This is a genomic window from Pseudomonas sp. HR96, assembly GCF_034059295.1.
GTDB lineage: Bacteria > Pseudomonadota > Gammaproteobacteria > Pseudomonadales > Pseudomonadaceae > Aquipseudomonas.
On sequence record NZ_CP139141.1, the window covers coordinates 983,601 to 1,002,959 of the forward strand.

Here is a 19,359-nt window from a genome sequence, read left to right on the forward strand (position 1 = left end):
TTCTTAGAACAGACTTTGCAGCTTGCGATGCAACATCGAGATGTTGCTTCCCTTTGCCACGAACCCTGTAAGGGTCTCTGCAAGAAGGTGCGAAACTCTATCAGCTTCCGCTTTGCTTGGGAAGGCCCCAAACACACAACTTCCAGTACCTGTGAGCCTTGCATCAGTGAATTTGCCTAGCAAATTCAAAGCGTTACGAACCTCTGGGTAACGACGCTCGACCACTGGTTGACAGTCATTACGACCGTTTCCCTCGAGAACGGGGCGCACTTTAATGGCAGGCGTGTCACGTGTCAACAGCGGATCGTTAAAAATTTCCACTGTACTTACAGAGACTTGCGGCACCAGCAAGAGATACCACGGCTCGGCGGGTTCGACGGCAGTGAGCTTCTCGCCTATCCCCTCGGCGAAGGCCGCGTGCCCGCGCACGAAAACCGGCACGTCGGCGCCCAGCGTCAGGCCCAGTTGAGCCAGGCGATCAGCGTCCCAGCCCAGCTGCCACAGATGATTCAAGGCCAGCAGGGTGGTGGCGGCATCGGAGCTGCCGCCGCCGATGCCGCCGCCCATGGGCAGCACTTTCTTCAGCCAGATATCGGCGCCCAGCGAGCTGCCGGACAAGGCCTGCAGCTTGCGCGCGGCCTTGACGATCAGATTGCTGTCGTGGGGCACGCCGTCGATAGGCGTGTGCAGCTGCACCTGGCCATCTGCGCGCAGGGCGAAGTCCAGCTCGTCGCCGTAGTCGAGAAATTGAAACAGGGTTTGCAGCTCATGGTAGCCGTCGGCACGGCGACCAAGGATGTGCAGCATCAAGTTGAGCTTGGCCGGGGCCGGCAGCGTCAGGCGGCCTGCGCTCATGGCACGGCCCCGGGCGTCGGGGCCGCAGCTTGGCCCAGGCGCCGTGGCTGCCAGTCCTTGACCACCAGGGTCACGTCCAGGTCCTTGCCGTGCAGCTTGATGCGATCAGGCAGGGTGTAGCCGTTCTGCTCGGTGTAGCTCAGGTATTCCACTGTCCAGTCGTCCTGCTCCAGGCGCGCCAGACGGCTGTTGCCGTCGAGCGTCAGGCGACTTTTGCTCTGCGGTGCCGGCAGGCCGCGCACCCACCAGACCAGGTTGGACACCGGCAGGCGCCAGCCCAGTTGATCCTGCAGCAGGGTCTCCGGGCTGTCGGCGTCGTATTTGCCCTGGCCGGCGACTTCCAGGCTGACCTTGCCCGGGCGCCCGGTCAGGCGCGCGGCGCCACGGCCCAACGGGCCGGACAGGCGGATGTCGTAATAGTCCTGGCGCTGCAGCCAGTACAGGGTGCCGCTGCCCGAGTCACGGGGCGCGCGGATACCGACCTTGCCGTTGATTTCCCAGCCGTCCAGCTGGCCCAGGGGTGCCTTGTTGAGATTCCATTGCTGGGTATTGCCCTGGCCTTCGACGGCTTCGCGCGGGCCGATGCCGGCGCAGCCGGCGAGCAGGGCGATCAGGCTGAACACTACGAGGTTACGCAAAAACATAAGCTTAAAGGGTCTCGGATCCGGTCACGCGCAGCACGGTGCTGCGAAGAATAGGGCTGTCGGGCTGGTCTTTGAGGAACTTGGTCCAAACCTGCCTGGCTTCACGCTGTTTGCCATTGGCCCACAGCACTTCACCCAGATGCGCGGCCACTTCCTGGTCGGGAAAGCGCTCCAGCGCCTGGCGCAGGAAGCCCTCGGCGACATCGAGGTTGCCCAGGCGGAAGTTGACCCAGCCGAGGCTATCGAGCACCGCCGGGTCGTCCGGCGTCAGGCTGTGGGCCTTCTCGATCAGGGCCTTGGCCTCGGCGTAGCGAGTGGTGCGGTCGGACAGCGTGTAGCCCAAGGCGTTGAGGGCCATGGCATTGTCCGGTTCACGCTTGATGATGGTACGCAGGTCCTTTTCCATTTGCGGCAGATCGTCGCGCTTCTCGGCCAGCATGGCGCGGGTGTACAGCAGGTTCAGGTCGTCCGGGTACTGCAGCAGGGCCTTTTGCAGGACCTGCCAGGCCTGGTCGTTCTTGTCGTTGTTGACCAGGGTCTCGGCCTCGATCAAGTACAACTGAACGGCGTAGTCCGGCTCGGCGGCGCGGGCTTCGGCCAGCGCCTTGGTGGCCTCGTCGGCGCGGCCGTTGGACACCAGGATATCGGCCTGGCGCAGCTGGGCCGGCAGGAAGTCGTTGCCGGGGCCAACCTGGCCGTACTCGTCCAGCGCGCCTTGCAGGTCGTCGCGCTCCTCGGCGATGCGGCCCAGGTTCAGGTGCGCGGAGTCGACATGCGCGCCGCGCTCGACCAGCTGGTGCAGGTAGCTGGCGGCCTCGTCCCAGGCCTTGGCCTCCAGGCACACCAGGGCCAGCGAATAGCGCAGCTCGTCGTCGTCCGGATATTGCTGTACCAGGCTGGCGAACTGCACCTTGGCGTCGGCCATGCGGTTCTGTTCCACCAGGGTGCGCGCGTAGGTCAGGCGCAGGCGCTTGTCGTCCGGGTATTTCTTGATGCTTTTTTCCAGCAGGGGAATCGCTTCCTTGCCGCGGTCGAGCGCCGTCAACAGGCGCGCGTGCAGCAGGATCGGGGCGATCTCGCCATCCTGCGGCGGGTTGTCCTCGAGCAGCTTGAGTGCGCCTTCGCCGTCGCCGTCCTGCTGCATCAGCAGGGCCTTGCCGAAGATCAACTGGCCATTTTTCGGGTACTTCACCAACAGGCGATTGAAGCTTTGCAGCAGGCCGCGGCGGGTGTTCTGATCAGTGTCGGCAGCCGACAGGGCGAGGAAGTCGAAGTGCGTGTCGCCCTGGCCCTGGAGCACCTTCTCCATGTACACCATGGACTCGTCATAGCGGCCGTTGCGCGCCAGTTGAATAGCGGCGGCGCGCTGCGCGTCGAGGTTGCTCGGGGCATTCTTCGCCCACAGCAGCGAGGCTTCGAGCGCCGACGGGTCGGCGCCCAGGTATTCGGCAATGCGGAACGCCCGCTCGGCCACCCCGGCGTCCTGAGTCTGGATCGCCTGGGTCATATAGTTGTCCAGGGCGATGTCGAACCGGTTGCGCTGACCCGCCAGTTCCGCCGTCAGCAGGCTGAACGTGGTCTCTTCACTCAATGAACCATAGACCTGAGGCTTGGCCTCGGGGGGCGGTGCAGGCTGTGCGGCAGGTGGCGTCGCCTGCTGGGCATGCCCGGGCCACGTCTGGCAGCCATTGAGCAAGGCAAAGGCGAGAAGCAATGCGGGAGTTCTATTCATATAGGGATTTGGCGGCTTACCTGCGGTCGGATCATCATGACACAAGCCGGAGGGCAAAACCCACCAGTGTTGGCTCATCTCGGTGCTGACTATTGAGACAATAGAGAGCGGTGGTTGTTCTCGAACTGTCGAAGTAGGACAATTGTCGGCTACTCGTCAGAATCAGCGACCTTGCATGGCCTTTCTTGCCCTCGGTATCAACCATAAGACTGCCTCGGTGGACGTGCGCGAGCGCGTGGCGTTCACTCCCGAGCAGCTGGTCGACGCCTTGCAGCAGCTCTGCCGGCTGACCGACAGTCGCGAAGCGGCGATCCTGTCGACCTGCAACCGCAGCGAGCTGTACATCGACCAGGACCATGTGGCCGCCGACAGCATCCTGCGCTGGCTGGCCGACTACCACCGGCTGAGCATCGAAGAGCTGCGCGCCAGCGCCTACGTGCATGAAGACGACGCCGCCGTGCGGCACATGATGCGCGTGGCCTCGGGCCTCGACTCGCTGGTGCTCGGCGAGCCGCAGATCCTCGGCCAGATGAAGTCCGCCTATGCCGTGGCCCGTGAAGCCGGCACCATCGGGCCGCGGCTGGGGCGATTGTTCCAGGCCACCTTCAGTGCTGCCAAGCAGGTGCGTACCGACACCGCCATCGGCGAGAACCCGGTTTCGGTGGCTTTCGCCGCAGTCAGCCTGGCCAAGCAGATCTTCAGCAATTTGCAGCAGAGCAGCGCGCTGTTGATTGGCGCTGGGGAAACCATCACTCTGGTCGCGCGCCACCTGCATGAGCAGGGCATCAAGCGTATCGTGGTGGCCAACCGCACCCTGGAGCGCGCCAGCACCCTGGCCGCGCAGTTCGGCGCCCACGCCGTGCTGCTGTCGGATATCCCCCAGGAGCTGGTGCACAGCGACATCGTCATCAGTTCCACTGCCAGTCAGCTGCCGATCCTGGGCAAGGGGGCAGTGGAAAGCGCGCTGAAGCTGCGCAAGCACAAGCCGATTTTCATGGTCGACATCGCCGTTCCCCGGGATATCGAGCCTGAAGTCGGCGAATTGGATGACGTTTACCTGTACTCGGTCGATGACCTGCATGAAGTGGTGGCCGAGAACCTCAAGAGCCGCCAAGGCGCTGCCCAGGCGGCCGAGCAACTGGTCAGCAGCGGCGTCGACGACTTCATGGCGCGGCTGCGCGAGCTGGCCGCGGTGGATGTGCTCAAGGCCTATCGCCAGCAAAGCGAGCGGCTGCGTGACGAAGAACTGCAGAAGGCGTTGCGCTTGCTGGCCAATGGCGGCAATGCCGAGGAAATACTCGGGCAGATGGCCCGTGGCCTGACCAACAAGCTGTTGCACGCACCCAGCGTGCAGTTGAAGAAACTTTCCGCCGAAGGCCGCCTCGATGCGCTGGCCATGGCCCAGGAACTCTTTGCCCTGAACGAGGGCTCCACGGATAAACCCCCGCAATGAAAGCGTCACTGCTCAACAAGCTGGACATGATCCAGGACCGATTCGAAGAACTCACGGCGCTGCTCGGCGACGCCGAGGTCATCAGCGATCAAACGCGCTTTCGCACCTATTCGCGCGAATACGCCGAGCTCGAGCCGGTGGTCGGCCACTTCCAGCAGTGGGGCAAGGTGCAGGCCGACCTCGAAGGCGCCCAGGCCCTGCTCAAGGACAGCGACCCGGACATGCGCGAGATGGCCGTGGAGGAAGTGCGCGACGCCCGCGAGCAACTGGCGATACTGGAAGGCCAGCTGCAACGCATGCTGCTGCCCAAGGATCCGAATGACGGGCGCAACGTGTTCCTCGAAATTCGCGCCGGAACCGGTGGCGACGAGGCGGCGATCTTCTCCGGCGACCTGTTTCGCATGTATTCGCGCTACGCCGAGCGGCGTGGCTGGCGGGTCGAGATTCTTTCCGAGAACGAGGGCGAGCACGGTGGCTATAAAGAGGTGATCGCCCGGGTCGAAGGCGACAACGTCTACGCCAAGCTCAAGTTCGAGTCCGGCGCGCACCGCGTGCAGCGGGTGCCGGAAACCGAATCCCAAGGCCGCATTCATACCTCGGCTTGCACCGTGGCGGTGCTGGCCGAACCGGACGAGCAGGTGGCGATCGAGATCAACCCGGCAGATTTGCGCGTGGACACCTACCGCTCATCCGGTGCGGGCGGCCAGCACGTCAACAAGACGGACTCGGCGATCCGCATCACCCACCTGCCCACCGGTATCGTCGTCGAGTGCCAGGAAGAGCGTTCCCAGCACAAGAACCGCGCCCGGGCCATGGCCTGGTTGTCGGCCAAGCTCAACGACCTGCAGACCAGCGCTGCGCAGAACGCCATCGCCAGTGAGCGCAAGCTGCTGGTGGGCTCGGGCGATCGCTCCGAACGCATCCGTACCTACAATTTCCCGCAAGGCCGCGTCACCGACCATCGCGTCAACCTCACCCTGTATTCGCTGGATGAAGTGCTGGCCGGTGGGGTCGACGCCGTCATAGAGCCGTTGCTGGCAGAATATCAAGCCGACCAACTGGCGGCATTGGGTGAGTAAATGACAGTCATTGCCAGTTTGTTGAGAAACGCCGAGTTACCCGATTCGCCGACCGCGCGCCTGGACATCGAGCTGCTGCTGGCCGCTGCGCTGGGCAAGTCGCGCAGCTATTTGCACACCTGGCCCGAGCGCATCGTCAGCAGCCAGGCCGCGACCACGTTCAGCGAGTACCTGGGCCGCCGTCGCGAGGGCGAGCCGGTGGCCTATATCCTCGGCCAGCAGGGCTTCTGGAAGCTGGACCTGGAAGTGGCGCCGCACACCCTGATCCCGCGTCCGGAGACCGAGTTGCTGGTGGAAGCGGCGCTGGAGCTGCTGCCCCTGAGCGAGGTCAAGGTGCTCGACCTGGGCACCGGCACCGGCGCTATTGCCCTGGCCCTGGCCAGCGAGCGCAAGGGCTGGCACGTGACCGCAGTGGACCGCATCGCCGAAGCCGTGGCTCTGGCCGAGCGCAACCGCGAGCGCCTGCAGCTGGACAACGCCCGAGTGCTGCAAAGCCACTGGTTCGATGCCCTGGCGGGCGAGCGTTACCAGTTGATCATCAGCAACCCCCCCTATATCGCTGCCGCCGACCCGCACCTGGCGGCCGGTGACGTGCGCTTCGAGCCCAGCAGTGCGCTGGTGGCCGGCCCCGACGGCCTCGACGACCTGCGCCTGATCATTGCCCAGGCGCCGGCGCATCTGGAACCCGGTGGCTGGCTGCTGCTCGAGCATGGCTACGACCAGGCGGCTGCCGTGCGCGAGCTGCTGGCCAAGCACGACTTCGAGCAGATCGAGAGCCGTGATGATTTCGCCGGTCACGAGCGCATCACCCTGGGACGCCTGCCGTGCTGAGTGACGAGGAACTGTTGCGCTACAGCCGGCAGATTCTCCTGCAGCAGATCGACATCGAGGGCCAGTTGCGCCTCAAGGCCAGCCGCGCCTTGATCGTCGGCCTCGGTGGTCTGGGCTCGCCGGTAGCGCTGTACCTGGCTGCGGCCGGGGTCGGCGAGTTGCACCTGGCCGACTTCGATACCGTCGACCTGACCAATCTGCAACGCCAGGTGTTGCACGACACGGCCACGGTGGGCATGAGCAAGGTCGACTCCGCTCTCGCGCGACTGGGCTTGATCAACCCGAGCATCCGCCTGCACGCCCATCGCCAGGCGCTGGACGAAGACTCGCTGGCCGCTGCCGTGGCGGCCGTGGACCTGGTGCTTGATTGCTCCGACAACTTCCACACCCGCGAGGCGGTCAACGCCGCCTGCGTGAAGGCCGGCAAGCCGCTGGTCAGCGGCGCGGCCATTCGCCTGGAAGGGCAGCTCTCGGTGTTCGACCCGCGCAACCCTGCCAGCCCTTGCTACCACTGCCTGTACGGGCATGGCAGCGAAGCTGAACTGACCTGCAGTGAAGCGGGGGTGGTGGGCCCGCTGGTCGGCCTGGTCGGCAGCTTGCAGGCGCTCGAAGCGCTGAAGCTGCTAGCCGGTTTCGGCGAGCCGCTGGTCGGCCGGCTGCTGCTGATCGACGCGCTGGGCTCGCGCTTTCGTGAGTTGCGGGTCAAGCGCGACCCTGGGTGTAGCGTCTGCGGAGCCCGGCATGGCTGACGCCCGGCAGGCGCCGGTGGGCGTCTTCGATTCCGGTGTCGGTGGCCTCAGCGTGCTGGCCGAAATCCAGCGCCTGCTGCCCGGGGAGTCGCTGCTGTACGTGGCCGACGGCGGGCACATCCCCTATGGGGAAAAGTCGCCGCAGTTCATTCGCGAACGTTGCGTGCAGATCGCCGAGTTCTTTCGCGCGCAGGGCGCCAAGGCGCTGGTGGTGGCGTGCAACACGGCGACCGTCGCTGCCGCCGCCGATCTGCGCGAGCGCTACCCAAACTGGCCCTTGGTGGGCATGGAGCCGGCGGTCAAGCCGGCCGCCGCCGCCACCCGCAGCGGCGTGGTCGGCGTGCTGGCCACCACGGGCACCCTGCAGAGCGCCAAGTTCGCCGCCTTGCTCGACCGTTTTGCCAGCGATGTGCGCGTGGTCACCCAGCCCTGCCCGGGGCTGGTGGAGCTGATCGAAGCCGGCGACTTGCAGGCGCCCGCCTTGCGCGAGCTGCTGCTTGGCTATGTCCAGCCGTTGCTCGACGCAGGGTGCGACACCATCATCCTCGGCTGCACCCACTATCCCTTCCTCAAGCCGCTGCTGGCGCAGATGGTGCCGGCACCGGTCAGCCTGATCGACACCGGCGCCGCCGTAGCCCGGCAGTTGCAACGCCTGTTGCAGCAACGCGATCTGCTGGCAGTGGGCCCTGCCGCCGAGCCACAGTTCTGGACCAGTGCCAATCCGCAACATTTGCAACACATACTTCCCGCCTTGTGGCAAAAGTCTTACATTGTGCAAAGCTTCCAGTCGTAAGAAATTTCATCCGTAGATGGCCGCGTACCGCTGAACTTACAGAGGTACGCCGATTTCTGATGCTGGCTTGTTGGGGCTCAAACAAAAAAAGATTTGTCACCGCATTTGAAAATGGGATGTTTCATATGAAGAAATTTTGCATGGCCGCGCTGGCGGCTATCTCCTTGGGGCAGTGCTATAGCGCGCAAGCTTTGGATGCGTCGATCTCGGTGGGGCATACAGGGCAGACCTCCATGGTCTACCGTCTGAGCCTGCAATCGAACTGGGACCAAAGCTGGCTGCAAAGCAGCACGGGACATCTCACCGGTTACTGGGACGCCGGGCTGACCCACTGGGAAGGCAATAAAGACCCAAGCAACAACACCCTTTCCTTCGCGCCGGTGTTTCGCTACGAGTTTGGCGGCGATTACATCAAGCCCTTCATCGATGCCGGTATTGGTGTTTCGGTGTTCCAGCATCTGGAAGTCGAAGACAAGCACCTGGGCACCGCCTTCAACTTTGAAGACCGCATCGGCGCCGGTCTGCATTTCGGCAATGGCCAGGAAGTCAGCCTGCGTGTGACCCACTATTCCAACGCCGGTATCAAGGAGCCTAACGACGGCATCGAAGCCTATTCGTTGAATTATCGGATTCCGTTGTAAGCCGCTGGCGGCGGTAGGGCCGGGCTGGCCGCTAGTCACGCTGGCGGTTAGCCCCCGACCTCGCGCTGCGGCAGGTCGCGAAACGCCGCCAACGCCCGTTCGCGACTCTTGCGCAGGTCCACGATTGGCCGCGGATAGTCGCCAACGCCGCTGAACAAGTCGCCGACACTGTTCGGGTCATGCACTTCCTTGTTACCCAGACTGGCCAACTCCGGCACCCATTGGCGGATGAACACGCCCTGCGCGTCGAACTTGGCCGACTGGCTGGTCGGGTTGAAGATGCGGAAGTAAGGCGAGGCGTCGGTGCCGGTCGATGAACTCCACTGCCAGCCACCGTTATTGGAAGCCAGGTCGCCATCGATCAGATGTTGCATGAAAAAGCGCTCGCCCAGGCGCCAGTCGATCAACAGGTTCTTGGTCAGGAACATCGCCGTGATCATGCGCAAGCGGTTGTGCATCCAGCCGGTGGCCACCAACTGGCGCATCGCTGCATCGACGATCGGCAAACCCGTCCGACCCTCCTGCCACGCTTGCAGGTCGGCCGGTGCGTCGCGCCAGCGCAGGGCCTCGGTTTCCTGGCGAAAGGCGCGGTGCATTGACACTCGCGGATAGCCGACGAGGATGTGTTTGTAGAACTCGCGCCAGCACAACTCGTTGATCCAGGTCACGGCGCCGACGTTGCCACTCTGGAACTCGCCCTGGTTGCTGGCCAGCGCAGCGTGCAGGCACTGGCGTGGCGACACCACTCCCGCCGCCAGATACGCCGACAGCTGGCTGGTGCCAGGGTGAGCGGGCAAGTCGCGTTCGCTCAGGTAATCCTCGATGGGCCCGCCGCAGAAGTGCGTCAGACGCCGCCGCGCTTCATCCTCGCCGGCCGGCCAGAGCTCGATGATGGCCTTGGGCGGCTGGGCGAAGCCATCGGCGCTACGCGCCAGCGCGTCACTCTTGATCGACACGGGGGCCTGGGCGCGGGGCTTGGGCACCAAGGCTGGCACGGACTGGTGAAAGCGCTCGTAACAGACTTTGCGAAACTGGCTGAACACCTGGAAATAGGTGCCGCTTTTGGTCAGCACGCTGCCCGGCTTGAAAAACAACTGGTCGAGATGGCTGTGCAGCTCGATGCCGTCCTTGCCCAGGCGCTGGCGCACGGCGCTGTCACGGGCGCTTTCATTGACGCCGTATTCTTCATTGCAGTGCACGGCCTGCACCGAGTGCTGCCCGCAGACCTCGGCCAGTACCTTGGGCGCCTCGCTCCAGAACTCGAGCGTGCGCACCAGCAGCGGGATGTGCAGGGCCTCGAGCTGTTGGCGCAGCTCGGCCAGGTTGCGCAGCCAGAAGTCGACCTTGGCCGGCGCATCATCGTGCTCGCGCCATTGGCCCGGGCTGACCAGGTACAGGGCGACCACCGGGCCCTGCTTGCAGGCGGCGGCCAGTGCGGTGTTGTCGTGGACCCGCAGGTCACAGCGAAACCAGATCAGCTGCATAAGGCTCTCTTGGGGCAGATCGAATAATAATTCTCAACTCGCCGGCTCGTGCAGCAGGCCAAGCTGGTGCAGCCGGGCCTGGGCCTTGAGGGGAGTGTCGAGCAGGTGCAGGTCGCCGACCTGGGCGCTGATGGCCAGCCAGTCGTTATGGTGAATGCGCACGGCCGGGCCGACGATCAGCTTGGGGCAGGGGCAGTTGCTCAGCAGGCGCGGCAACTGGCCGAGCGGCATGGCTTTGCTGGCGTAGAGCACCAGGGCGCGGGCGTCCAGGCGCTCGCAGGCCAGGGCCAGTTCGCCGGCCGGCAGTGGCCAGTCGAAGACCTCCACCGGGCAACCGGCGCCGCTGGCCAGCCAGGCGGTCAGCCACAGGGCAGGCTCCATGGCCAGGTCGGACTGATTGACCATCAGCAATGGCCGGCCGCGCAGCTGGCGGTTGTTGTGATAGATGCGCGCGCCCAGCTTGCTGCGCAGCCAGCTGTAGAAGAACACCCGTTCCATCTGCGCACCGAATTGCCCTTGCCAGCGGTGGTCCAGCTCCGCCAGCAAGGGCAGCATCAACTGCTCGCACAAGGTCGCCGGCGGATACAGAGCCATGGCCTGGTTGAACAGTTCGTCGACGCGCCGTTCGCTCAGGCTGCCGATGGCTTGCAGCAGGTTGCGCCGCAGGGGCACCCAGTCGTTGCCCGGGGCAGCGGGGGCGCCTGTGCTCGGCGCGTCGATCAGCGCCTTGACCTGGCTGACGGCCACGCCGCGGTTGAGCCAGGTCAGTATCTGCTGGATGCGCTCGACATGGGCGATGTCGAACAGCCGGTGCCCTTTGGCCGTACGGTGCGGTATCACCAAGCCATAGCGCCGCTCCCAGGCGCGCAGGGTGACCGGGTTGACCCCGGTCAGCCGTGACACTTCACGGATCGGCAGCCAGTTGGCGCTGGGTATCGGCTCGATATCTGTCATGGTCAGATCGCATTGCGCAGGCTGAGGTTTTCCGGGTGCGGCTGCAGGTAGACCTGCTGCGCGATGTACGGATCCGGGTGCAAGCGAAACAGGTGCTTGAGCAGGGTCAGCGGCACGACCAGCGGTACGATGCCCTGGCGGTATTGATCAATCAGCTGGAGCATCTCTTGCTTGTCCGCAGGCCCGATATGCTGCTTGAGGTAGCCGCTCAGGTGCAGCAAGACGTTGCTATGGGTACCGCGCGTTGCGCAGCGCTTGAGCGCGGCCATCAACTGGCTGAAGTAACGCGGGCCCACGTCATTGGCATCGGCCTCGCCCATGCTGCCCAGCATTTTGCCCAGTACCTTGTATTGCGGTGGGTTGTTGGCCATGAGCTGATATTTGTAGCGCGCATGGAATTCGGTCAGGGCGCGGCGGCTCAAGCCGGCGGCGCGTACGCGTTGCCAGTCGGCGTAGGCGAATACCCGGACCAGGAAGTTTTCCCGCAGGACCGGATCGTTCAGGCGGCCTTCTTCTTCTACCGGCAGGTCAGGGTAGGCCGCGCAGAACGCTTGGGCATAGATGCCGCGGCCGCCGTCGGCTTGCGGGGCGCCGTTGTCACGGTAGACCTTGACCCGCTCCAGGCCGCACGACGGTGACTTCTGCATGAAGATGTAGCCACAGATATCGTCGAGCTGGCCGGCCATGTGGGCACCGTACTGGGCCAGGGCATCCGTGACGTCCCGCTCGGCATGCACGGTGCCCACCGCACGGGGCTGATTCGGCTCGCCCACCAGGCGGATCGGCTCGCGAGGAATGCCCAGGCCGATCGCCACTTCCGGGCAGACGCGGATGAAGTCGAAATGCTCGGCCAGGGCGTTGCGGCACAGCAGTGACTGCTTGTGTCCGGCGTTGTAGCGCACCTCGTCGCCCATCAGGCAGGCGCTGATGGCCAGCCGTGGCTTGAGGGGCGCAGGTGTGACGGTCTCGGGCATGCAAACCTCGAATAAACCTGTACAGGCGGTTTTGTTTGTACAGATTTATTTATCATAGGTTGCCTGTTGTACAAGTCAACTCCGATGTACAACTTTTATCAGGGCGGGCCCAGTTCTATCTCCAGCCGCTGTGCCAGCGCTCCGCATCCTGCAGCGCCTGCCAGGGCAGCCGCTGGTTGCGCTGGGTGAGCACCGCCTGCAGCTCGATTTCGAGCACCGTACCCGCTTCGTCGCGAAACAGTTCGGTGACCAGAAAGTGCTTTTCGCGGTTCTGCGGCTCGGCTGCCGTCCATTTCGACAGCAGCAACTTGCGCGGGTTGAGGCGGTGACGCGCGGGCTTATTCAAGGTGGGCGAGCAGCTTGCGGGCGGCATCGTTGCCGCTTAGCCAGGCGCCCTCGACGCGCCCGGACAGGCACCAGTCGCCGCACACGTACAGGCCAAGATCAGCGTCGGCCAGTGAGCTCCATTCGCGGCCGCCCACCGGGCGGGCATACAGCCAGCGGTGCGCCAGGCTGAAGCTGGGCGGTGGCATGACGCAGTCGAGCAGTTCGGCGAAAGCGCCATGCAGCCGTTCGATCACGGCCTCCCTGGACAGGTCGATGTGCTGGCGGCTCCAGCTGGCGCTGGCGTGCAGGACCCAGGTGTCGCGGTTGGTGTCCCGGCCCGGCTTGCTGCGATCACGTGCGACCCAGTCCAGCGGGCTGTCCTGGATGAAGCAGCCTTGCATGGCAGTTTGCAGCGGCGCATCGAACGCCAGCGCCACGGCCCAGGTGGGGTCCATCTGCACACCTGCGGCGGCGGCCGCGAGCTTTGGCACCGTGGCCAGGAGCGCCGTGGCCTGGGGCGCCGGCAGCGCGATCACGACCTGGCTGAAGGGCCCGTGGCCACGGCCTTCGGCGTCCTGCAGGTGCCAGTGCTGGGTGCCGCGGAACACTTCGGTGATGCGGCAGGAATATTCCACCGGCAGCTCGCCGAGCATCTGCCGGGCAATCGCACTCATGCGCGGGGTGCCGACCCAGCGCACCTGTTCGTCGGGCGAGGGGCTGAGTACGCCGGCGTTGGAGTTGTAGAGTTGCGGGGTCCACTGCTCGACACAGCCTGCGGTGACCCACTGCTGGACCTGATTGACGAAGCGCCGGTCGCGGGCGGTGAAGTACTGCGCGCCCATGTCCAGCGAGCCGGCTTCGCTGCGCTTGCTGGACATGCGCCCACCGGGCCCGCGGCTCTTGTCGAACAACTGGACGCTGAGCCCGGCCTGCTGCAGCGCCTGGGCGGCAGCCAGCCCGGCGATGCCGGTACCGATGATGGCAATAGGTGCGGTCATGAGTGGCCTCGTTACTTCTGTGTACAGACTAGGCGACAAAACAAACCTGTACAACGTGCAGCTCTGGTATAAGTTATGACGTCCTTACTAAATGCTTGTCCTATGTTTATCTGAGAAGGGGTGCCGGTAAAAGTGCCGACCCTTTCCAAAAATACCTTACCTACAACATACCTCAGCGATACCCGCTGAATCGTCAACAAGGAAGCTGCCATGCACATCTTGCTGACCGGCGGTACCGGTCTGATCGGCCGCCGTCTCTGCCAATACTGGCTTGCCCAGGGCCACCGGCTCACTGTGCTCAGCCGGCGCCCCGAAGAGGTCCCGCGGCTGTGCGGAGCCTCGGTTCAAGGTATCGCAGATTTGTCGCAGTTGGGCAATGCGCCGGTCGACGCGGTGGTCAACCTGGCCGGTCAGCCGATCGCTGCGCGGCCCTGGACCGGCAAGCGCCGCGCCAGCCTGTGGGCCAGTCGCATCGGTTCGACCGAGCGCCTGCTGGCCTGGCTGGAGAGCCGCGAGAGCCGGCCAGCGGTATTGATCTCCGGATCGGCGGTGGGCTGGTACGGCGACGGCGGCGAGCGTGAGTTGACCGAGGCCGCGCCGCCGGTCCGCGAGGATTTCGCCAGCCAGTTGTGCATCGCCTGGGAGGAAACTGCCTTGCGTGCGCAAGCGCTGGGTATTCGTGTGGCCTGCATCCGCACCGGGCTGGTGCTGGCCAGCGAGGGCGGTTTTCTGCAGCCGCTGAAGCTGCCGTTCAAACTGGGGTTGGGCGGCCCGATCGGCGATGGCCGGCAATGGATGGCATGGATTCACATCGATGACCAAATCGCCTTGATTGATTTTATCTTGCACCGCAACGATGCCAGCGGTCCCTATAATGCCTGCGCGCCGCAGCCGGTGCGCAACCGCGAGTTCGCCCGGTTGTTCGGCCGCGCGTTGCACCGGCCGGCCTTCCTGCCGCTGCCGGCGCTGCTGCTGCGGCCGCTGGGCGAAATGTCCGGGCTGCTGCTGGGCGGCCAGCACGCGCGCCCAGCCCGGTTGCTGGAAGCCGGCTTCGTCTTTCGCTACACCGAATTGTCCCAGGCGCTGGCCGAACTGGCGCCGCATCTGTGAACTGGCTGCACGTCTATCACCCTTTGATTCAGGACCTCGCATGACCGACCACGCCTTGCTGCTGGTGAACCTGGGCTCGCCAGCTTCGACCGAAGTGGCTGATGTCCGCCGTTATCTCAACCAGTTTCTGATGGACCCCTACGTCATCGACCTGCCCTGGCCGGTGCGCCGGCTGCTGGTGTCGCTGATCCTGGTCAAGCGGCCCGAGCAATCGGCCCACGCCTATGCCTCCATCTGGTGGGACGAAGGCTCGCCGCTGGTGGTGCTGACCCGACGCCTGCAGGCGGTGATGCGCGAACAATGGCGCCATGGCCCGGTGGAGATCGCCATGCGTTATGGCGAGCCGTCGCTGCAGACGGTGCTGACCCGCCTGGCCGGGCAGGGCGTCGGTGAGATAACCCTGGCACCTTTGTATCCGCAGTTTGCCGACAGCACCGTGACCACGGTGATCGAGGAAGCCAAACGCGTGGTGCGCGAACACCGGCTGGCGGTGAAATTTGCCGTGGTGCCACCGTTTTACGATCAGCCGGAATATATCCAGGCGCTGACCGCCAGTGCTCGTCCGTACCTGGAGGCGGCGCCGTTCGACCACCTGCTGCTGAGTTTCCACGGCCTGCCCGAACGTCACCTGACCAAGCTCGACCCGACCGGCAGCCACTGCCTGAAGGACGCCGGTTGCTGTCGCAACGCACCGCCTGCGGTGCTTGCTACCTGCTATCGCGCGCAGTGCATGCGCACGGCCGCCGCCTTTGCCACGAGTATGGGTTTGCCGGACGGCAAGTGGTCGGTGTCGTTCCAGTCGCGGCTGGGCCGCGCCAAATGGATCGAACCCTATACCGAGGCGCGTCTGGACGAGCTGGCGAAACAGGGGGTCAAGCGCCTTTTGGTGATGTGCCCGGCGTTCGTCGCCGATTGCATCGAAACCCTGGAGGAGATCGGCGATCGCGGCCGCGAGCAATTCGTCGCGGCCGGGGGAGAGGAGTTGGTGCTGGTGCCCTGCCTGAATGACAACCTTCAGTGGGGCGAGGCGTTGAATACCCTGTGCGAGCGAGCGCCGGTGATGGCCTGATGCCCAGGTGGGAGAGGTGCTCCTCTCCCTCTGACGCTCAATCCAGCGTCCGCTCCTTCCACTTGCCATGCCCAGGCAACACCAGGTTCAGCAGGATGGCCACCACGGCACACAGGGCGATGCCCTTGAGGCCGAAGTCGTTTGGCCCGGTGCCGCTGCCCACCAACACCCCACCGATGCCAAATACCAGGGTCACCGAAACGATCACCAGGTTGCGCGCCTCGCCCAGATCGATCTTGTGACGGATCAGGGTATTGAGGCCCACCGCCGCGATTGAGCCGAACAGCAGGCAGAGAATCCCGCCCATGACCGGCACCGGAATGCTCTGCAGCAAGGCCCCGAACTTGCCGATGAAGGCCAGGCTGATAGCGAAGACCGCCGCCCAGGTCATGATTTTCGGGTTGTAGGCCTTGGTCAGCATCACCGCACCGGTCACTTCGGCGTAGGTGGTGTTGGGCGGCCCGCCGAACAGGCCGGCGGCCGTGGTGGCCAGGCCGTCACCCAGCAAGGTGCGGTGCAGGCCAGGCTTTTTCAGGTAGTCGCGGCCGGTCACGCTGCCCACCGCGATCACCCCGCCGATGTGCTCGATGGCCGGTGCCAGTGCCACCGGGACGATAAACAGGATGGCCTGCCAGTTGAACGCCGGCGCGGTGAAGTGCGGCAACGCCAGCCAGGGCGCGGCGGCGATCTTCGCCACGTCGACCACGCCGAACCAGAACGACAGGGCAAAGCCCACCAGCACCCCGGAGATGATCGGCACCAGGCGGAAGATGCCTTTGCCGAACACCGCCACCACGATGGTGGTGAGCAGGGCCGGCATGGAGATCAGCATGGCGGTGCGGTAGGGCACCAGCTCGCTGCCGTCACCGGCCTTGCCCATGGCCATGTTGGCGGCGATCGGCGCCATCGCCAGGCCAATGGAAATCACCACCGGCCCGATCACCACCGGCGGCAGCAGGCGGTCGATGAAACCTGGACCCTTGAGCTTCACCGCCAGGCCCATGAAGGTGTAGACGAAGCCTGCGGCCATGACCCCGCCCATGGTCTCGGCCAGGCCGAACTGGCCCTTGGCGAGGATGATCGGGGTGATGAAGGCAAAGCTGGACGCGAGGAACACCGGCACCTGGCGCCCGGTCACCAGCTGGAACAAGAGGGTCCCCAGGCCGGCCGTGAACAGCGCGACGTTGGGGTCGAGCCCGGTGATCAGCGGCATCAGCACCAGGGCGCCGAATGCCACGAAGAGCATCTGCGCGCCGGAGACGATTTGCCGCCACAGCGGATCGTTGAACTCGTCGGCCATGCTCAAGCGTCCTTCTGCTTGGTGCCGAAGATCTTGTCGCCGGCATCGCCCAGGCCCGGGATGATGTAGCCGTGTTCGTTGAGACGCTCGTCGATCGAGGCGGTGTAGATCTGCACGTCGGGGTGGGCTTTCTCTACGGCGGCGATGCCTTCGGGGGCCGCCACCAGCACCATGGCGCGGATGTCCTTGCAGCCGGCTTTCTTCAGCAGGTCGATGGTGGCAACCATCGAGCCGCCGGTGGCCAGCATCGGGTCGATGATCATCGCCAGGCGCTCTTCGATGCCCAGTACCAGTTTTTCCAGATAGGTATGGGCCTCCAGGGTCTGCTCGTTGCGGGCGACACCCACGGCGCTGACCTTGGCCCCCGGGATCAGGCTGAGCACGCCTTCGAGCATGCCGATGCCGGCGCGCAGGATGGGCACCACGGTGATCTTCTTGCCAGCGATCTTCTCGACCTGCACCGGGCCGCACCAGCCGTCGATCTGGTAGCTCTCCAGTGGCAGGTCCTTGGTGGCCTCGTAGGTCAGCAGGGCGCCAACCTCCTGCGCCAGCTCACGAAAGTTCTTCGTGCTGATGTCGGCACGGCGCATGAGGCCGAGCTTGTGGCGGATCAGCGGGTGGCGGATCTCTCGAATGGGCATGGGGGCGGGGCTCCGGAAGGCAAAAAAACGCGCTAGATTAGACTATTTGGTCAACTCTGTAACAGCCGCAAACGCGACATTTAGCACGTTAGTCCACAAATGCTTGAACTGCGGGCGGTGGATGCGTACCTTTGCCCGCTTTTCACCGACCGCCCCCCTGGAGAGCGCCATGTCCGCTGACCTCGAGCACATCCGTCAAGTGATGCGCGAAGCCGATTGCCTGCACACTGAAGCCGACGTCGAGGCGGCGATCGCGCGCGTTGGCGCGCAGATCAATGCCGATCTGGCCGAGCGCAACCCGGTGGTGTTCTGCGTGATGAACGGCGGCCTGATCTTTTCCGGCAAATTGCTGACCCACCTGAATTTCCCGCTGGAAGCGTCCTACCTGCACGCCACTCGCTACCGCAACCAGACCAGTGGCGGCGATCTGTTCTGGAAGGCCAAGCCGGAGGTGTCGTTCATCGACCGCGACGTGCTGATCATCGACGACATCCTCGACGAGGGTCACACCCTCAGCGCCATCATCGACTTCTGCAAACACGCTGGCGCTGCCGCCGTGCACACCGCCGTGCTGATCGACAAGGATCACGACCGCAAGGCGTCGCCGGGCTTGAAGGCCACCTATACCGGTTTGCCGTGCGTGGATCGTTACGTGTTCGGTTATGGCATGGACTACAAAGGGTACTGGCGCAATGCGGCGGGGATCTATGCGGTGAAGGGGCTGTAACCTTTCCCAGGATCAAACCGGCCTGGCGGCCTCTCGGGGGCTTCGCCCCCTCCCATGGAGTGCGTGCTACAGTGCTCGCCCGCCTGCCCGGAGCCTGCCATGCGCTTGAAGATCGCCGCTTTTGCCTTGCTGTCCGCCGCCCCCTTCGCCGTGACTGCCGCCGCCACCCCGCCGGCCAGTGTGCCGATGCACGCCCAGTACCTCCCGCCGGACGAGCTGGGCCTGCGCACTGGCAAGCCGGAACAGCAACAGCTGTTGCAGGTGACCGAGTTCACCGTGGTGGTGGGCAACCAGCGGCTGTCCAGCCAGCAGCCGATCCCGGTGACTTCCGCCGTCTCGCTGCGCCTCAAGGGCAAGGCACTGAACAAGGGCGCGAACATCAGTGAAGTGCTGATTACCTTCGATGCAGAAAGCAAAAGCCTGAAAAAGCCTGCCTACGACGACGACAGCAAGACCCTGAGCCTCAACTATCCGCTGGGGCAGTACCGCACCATCGTCGACCTGCTGCGCAATGACACGGTCTACGTCCAGTTCCTGACCTATCCCAACGGCCACATCTGGGCCGACCTGCACACCGGTGCCGAACACGCGCGTTGAGCCTGCGGGCGCGGCAGAGTTACACTTGCCGCCCCGTGAACGCCTTCAAGCGAGTTGGTAGACCGATGCGTAAAGACAAGAAGCAGGTGATTGGTGACGAGATCGGCGACGAGCAGATCAAATTGTTCCTCGACTTCGAGCCGGTGGACGCCACTTCGCCGTCCTTGCACAAGCTGATCAAGGCGTATCGCGGCCTGCGCGTCGACGACTTCGAACGCTTCGTCGGCTTCTTCAAGGCCGCTGGCTACGACCTGGATGGCAAGGACGAGCACGGTCAGGACTTTATCGCCTTGATCAAGGACCAGCGCAACGCGCCCGAATACATCGAGATCATCGAAAAGGCTCGCTGAGCCCGCGCCAGGTAAAAGCCTGCGCATGAAAAAACGCCCCGGCCGGGGCGT

At 64.5% G+C, this 19,359-nt stretch carries 21 protein-coding genes; 11 read left to right on the plus strand and 10 right to left on the minus strand.

Features of this window, described 5'->3' with window-relative positions; genetic code table 11:
- Window positions 1-3: 3 nt before the first annotated feature.
- From ispE to SFA35_RS04630, 3 genes are read right to left on the minus strand one after another with little or no spacing between them, the layout of a single operon-like run.
- A complete protein-coding gene (gene ispE, locus SFA35_RS04620) occupies window positions 4-855 on the minus strand; it encodes a 4-(cytidine 5'-diphospho)-2-C-methyl-D-erythritol kinase (RefSeq protein ID WP_320575685.1) in 852 nt (283 codons plus the stop codon).
- Entirely contained in the window at window positions 852-1,499 is a 648-nt protein-coding gene (lolB, locus tag SFA35_RS04625) for a lipoprotein insertase outer membrane protein LolB (RefSeq protein ID WP_320575686.1), read from the minus strand. The genes ispE and lolB overlap by 4 nt, the downstream gene beginning before the upstream one ends.
- A gap of 4 nt (window positions 1,500-1,503) precedes the next feature.
- A complete protein-coding gene (locus SFA35_RS04630) occupies window positions 1,504-3,231 on the minus strand; it encodes a tetratricopeptide repeat protein (RefSeq protein ID WP_320575688.1) in 1,728 nt (575 codons plus the stop codon).
- Window positions 3,232-3,406: 175 nt separating this feature from the next.
- Between SFA35_RS04630 and hemA the strand changes: the two genes are divergently transcribed.
- The 6 genes from hemA (at window position 3,407) to SFA35_RS04660 (ending at window position 8,777) form a co-directional block, all read left to right on the plus strand.
- Window positions 3,407-4,684 (plus strand): glutamyl-tRNA reductase, encoded by a 1,278-nt coding sequence (gene hemA, locus SFA35_RS04635; protein WP_320575691.1) that lies wholly within the window; start codon window positions 3,407-3,409, stop codon window positions 4,682-4,684.
- Window positions 4,681-5,763 (plus strand): peptide chain release factor 1, encoded by a 1,083-nt coding sequence (gene prfA, locus SFA35_RS04640; RefSeq protein WP_320575693.1) that lies wholly within the window; start codon window positions 4,681-4,683, stop codon window positions 5,761-5,763. Before hemA ends, prfA begins: the two co-directional genes overlap by 4 nt.
- On the plus strand, window positions 5,764-6,594 hold the full coding sequence (gene prmC, locus SFA35_RS04645; protein WP_320575695.1) for a peptide chain release factor N(5)-glutamine methyltransferase: 831 nt from the start codon (window positions 5,764-5,766) through the stop codon (window positions 6,592-6,594).
- Window positions 6,588-7,343, plus strand: a complete 756-nt coding sequence (locus SFA35_RS04650; protein ID WP_320575698.1) for a molybdopterin-synthase adenylyltransferase MoeB — start codon at window positions 6,588-6,590, stop codon at window positions 7,341-7,343. Before prmC ends, SFA35_RS04650 begins: the two co-directional genes overlap by 7 nt.
- The gene (murI, locus tag SFA35_RS04655) at window positions 7,336-8,136 is read left to right on the plus strand and encodes a glutamate racemase (protein ID WP_320575704.1); all 801 of its coding nucleotides are present in this window, start codon (window positions 7,336-7,338) and stop codon (window positions 8,134-8,136) included. The genes SFA35_RS04650 and murI overlap by 8 nt, the downstream gene beginning before the upstream one ends.
- A 125-nt stretch (window positions 8,137-8,261) precedes the next feature.
- Window positions 8,262-8,777, plus strand: a complete 516-nt coding sequence (locus SFA35_RS04660) for an acyloxyacyl hydrolase (protein ID WP_320575706.1) — start codon at window positions 8,262-8,264, stop codon at window positions 8,775-8,777.
- A gap of 47 nt (window positions 8,778-8,824) precedes the next feature.
- Here SFA35_RS04660 and phrB read toward each other — a convergent pair whose 3' ends face one another.
- The 5 genes from phrB to SFA35_RS04685 all read right to left on the minus strand — a co-directional run bounded on the left by phrB (window position 8,825) and on the right by SFA35_RS04685 (window position 13,514).
- Complete coding sequence (gene phrB / locus SFA35_RS04665) at window positions 8,825-10,261, minus strand: deoxyribodipyrimidine photo-lyase (RefSeq protein ID WP_320575707.1); 1,437 nt, start codon at window positions 10,259-10,261, stop codon at window positions 8,825-8,827.
- Window positions 10,262-10,294: 33 nt separating this feature from the next.
- A complete protein-coding gene (locus tag SFA35_RS04670) occupies window positions 10,295-11,215 on the minus strand; it encodes a MerR family transcriptional regulator (protein WP_320575709.1) in 921 nt (306 codons plus the stop codon).
- 2 nt (window positions 11,216-11,217) lie between these two features.
- A complete protein-coding gene (locus SFA35_RS04675; protein WP_320575715.1) occupies window positions 11,218-12,189 on the minus strand; it encodes a DUF523 and DUF1722 domain-containing protein in 972 nt (323 codons plus the stop codon).
- Window positions 12,190-12,304: 115 nt separating this feature from the next.
- A complete protein-coding gene (locus tag SFA35_RS04680) occupies window positions 12,305-12,535 on the minus strand; it encodes a TIGR02450 family Trp-rich protein (RefSeq protein WP_320575717.1) in 231 nt (76 codons plus the stop codon).
- Window positions 12,528-13,514 carry an NAD(P)/FAD-dependent oxidoreductase gene (locus tag SFA35_RS04685; RefSeq protein ID WP_320575720.1) on the minus strand — a complete coding sequence of 329 codons (987 nt, stop codon included), beginning with the start codon at window positions 13,512-13,514 and terminating at the stop codon, window positions 12,528-12,530. Before SFA35_RS04685 ends, SFA35_RS04680 begins: the two co-directional genes overlap by 8 nt.
- 210 nt (window positions 13,515-13,724) lie before the next feature.
- Between SFA35_RS04685 and SFA35_RS04690 the strand changes: the two genes are divergently transcribed.
- Both SFA35_RS04690 and hemH read left to right on the plus strand, forming a co-directional pair.
- Window positions 13,725-14,624 (plus strand): TIGR01777 family oxidoreductase, encoded by a 900-nt coding sequence (locus tag SFA35_RS04690; RefSeq protein ID WP_320575722.1) that lies wholly within the window; start codon window positions 13,725-13,727, stop codon window positions 14,622-14,624.
- A 40-nt stretch (window positions 14,625-14,664) separates the two neighbouring features.
- Window positions 14,665-15,693, plus strand: coding sequence for a ferrochelatase (hemH, locus tag SFA35_RS04695; RefSeq protein ID WP_320575724.1), 1,029 nt, complete (start codon window positions 14,665-14,667; stop codon window positions 15,691-15,693).
- Window positions 15,694-15,730: 37 nt separating this feature from the next.
- Here the strand turns inward: hemH and SFA35_RS04700 are convergent, their stop codons facing one another.
- Both SFA35_RS04700 and upp read right to left on the minus strand, forming a co-directional pair.
- Window positions 15,731-16,993, minus strand: coding sequence for a uracil-xanthine permease family protein (locus tag SFA35_RS04700; RefSeq protein WP_320575726.1), 1,263 nt, complete (start codon window positions 16,991-16,993; stop codon window positions 15,731-15,733).
- Window positions 16,994-16,995: 2 nt separating this feature from the next.
- Window positions 16,996-17,634: a uracil phosphoribosyltransferase gene (gene upp, locus SFA35_RS04705; RefSeq protein ID WP_320575728.1), complete on the minus strand. Its 639-nt coding sequence runs from the start codon at window positions 17,632-17,634 to the stop codon at window positions 16,996-16,998.
- 169 nt (window positions 17,635-17,803) lie between these two features.
- On the opposite strand from upp, the gene SFA35_RS04710 reads away from it, so the two are divergent.
- From SFA35_RS04710 to SFA35_RS04720, 3 genes are all read left to right on the plus strand, one after another.
- Window positions 17,804-18,361, plus strand: a complete 558-nt coding sequence (locus tag SFA35_RS04710; protein WP_320575731.1) for a hypoxanthine-guanine phosphoribosyltransferase — start codon at window positions 17,804-17,806, stop codon at window positions 18,359-18,361.
- 99 nt (window positions 18,362-18,460) lie between these two features.
- Entirely contained in the window at window positions 18,461-18,958 is a 498-nt protein-coding gene (locus SFA35_RS04715) for a hypothetical protein (RefSeq protein WP_320575733.1), read from the plus strand.
- Window positions 18,959-19,023: 65 nt separating this feature from the next.
- Complete coding sequence (locus SFA35_RS04720; RefSeq protein ID WP_320575735.1) at window positions 19,024-19,308, plus strand: PA4642 family protein; 285 nt, start codon at window positions 19,024-19,026, stop codon at window positions 19,306-19,308.
- Window positions 19,309-19,359 lie beyond the last annotated feature (51 nt).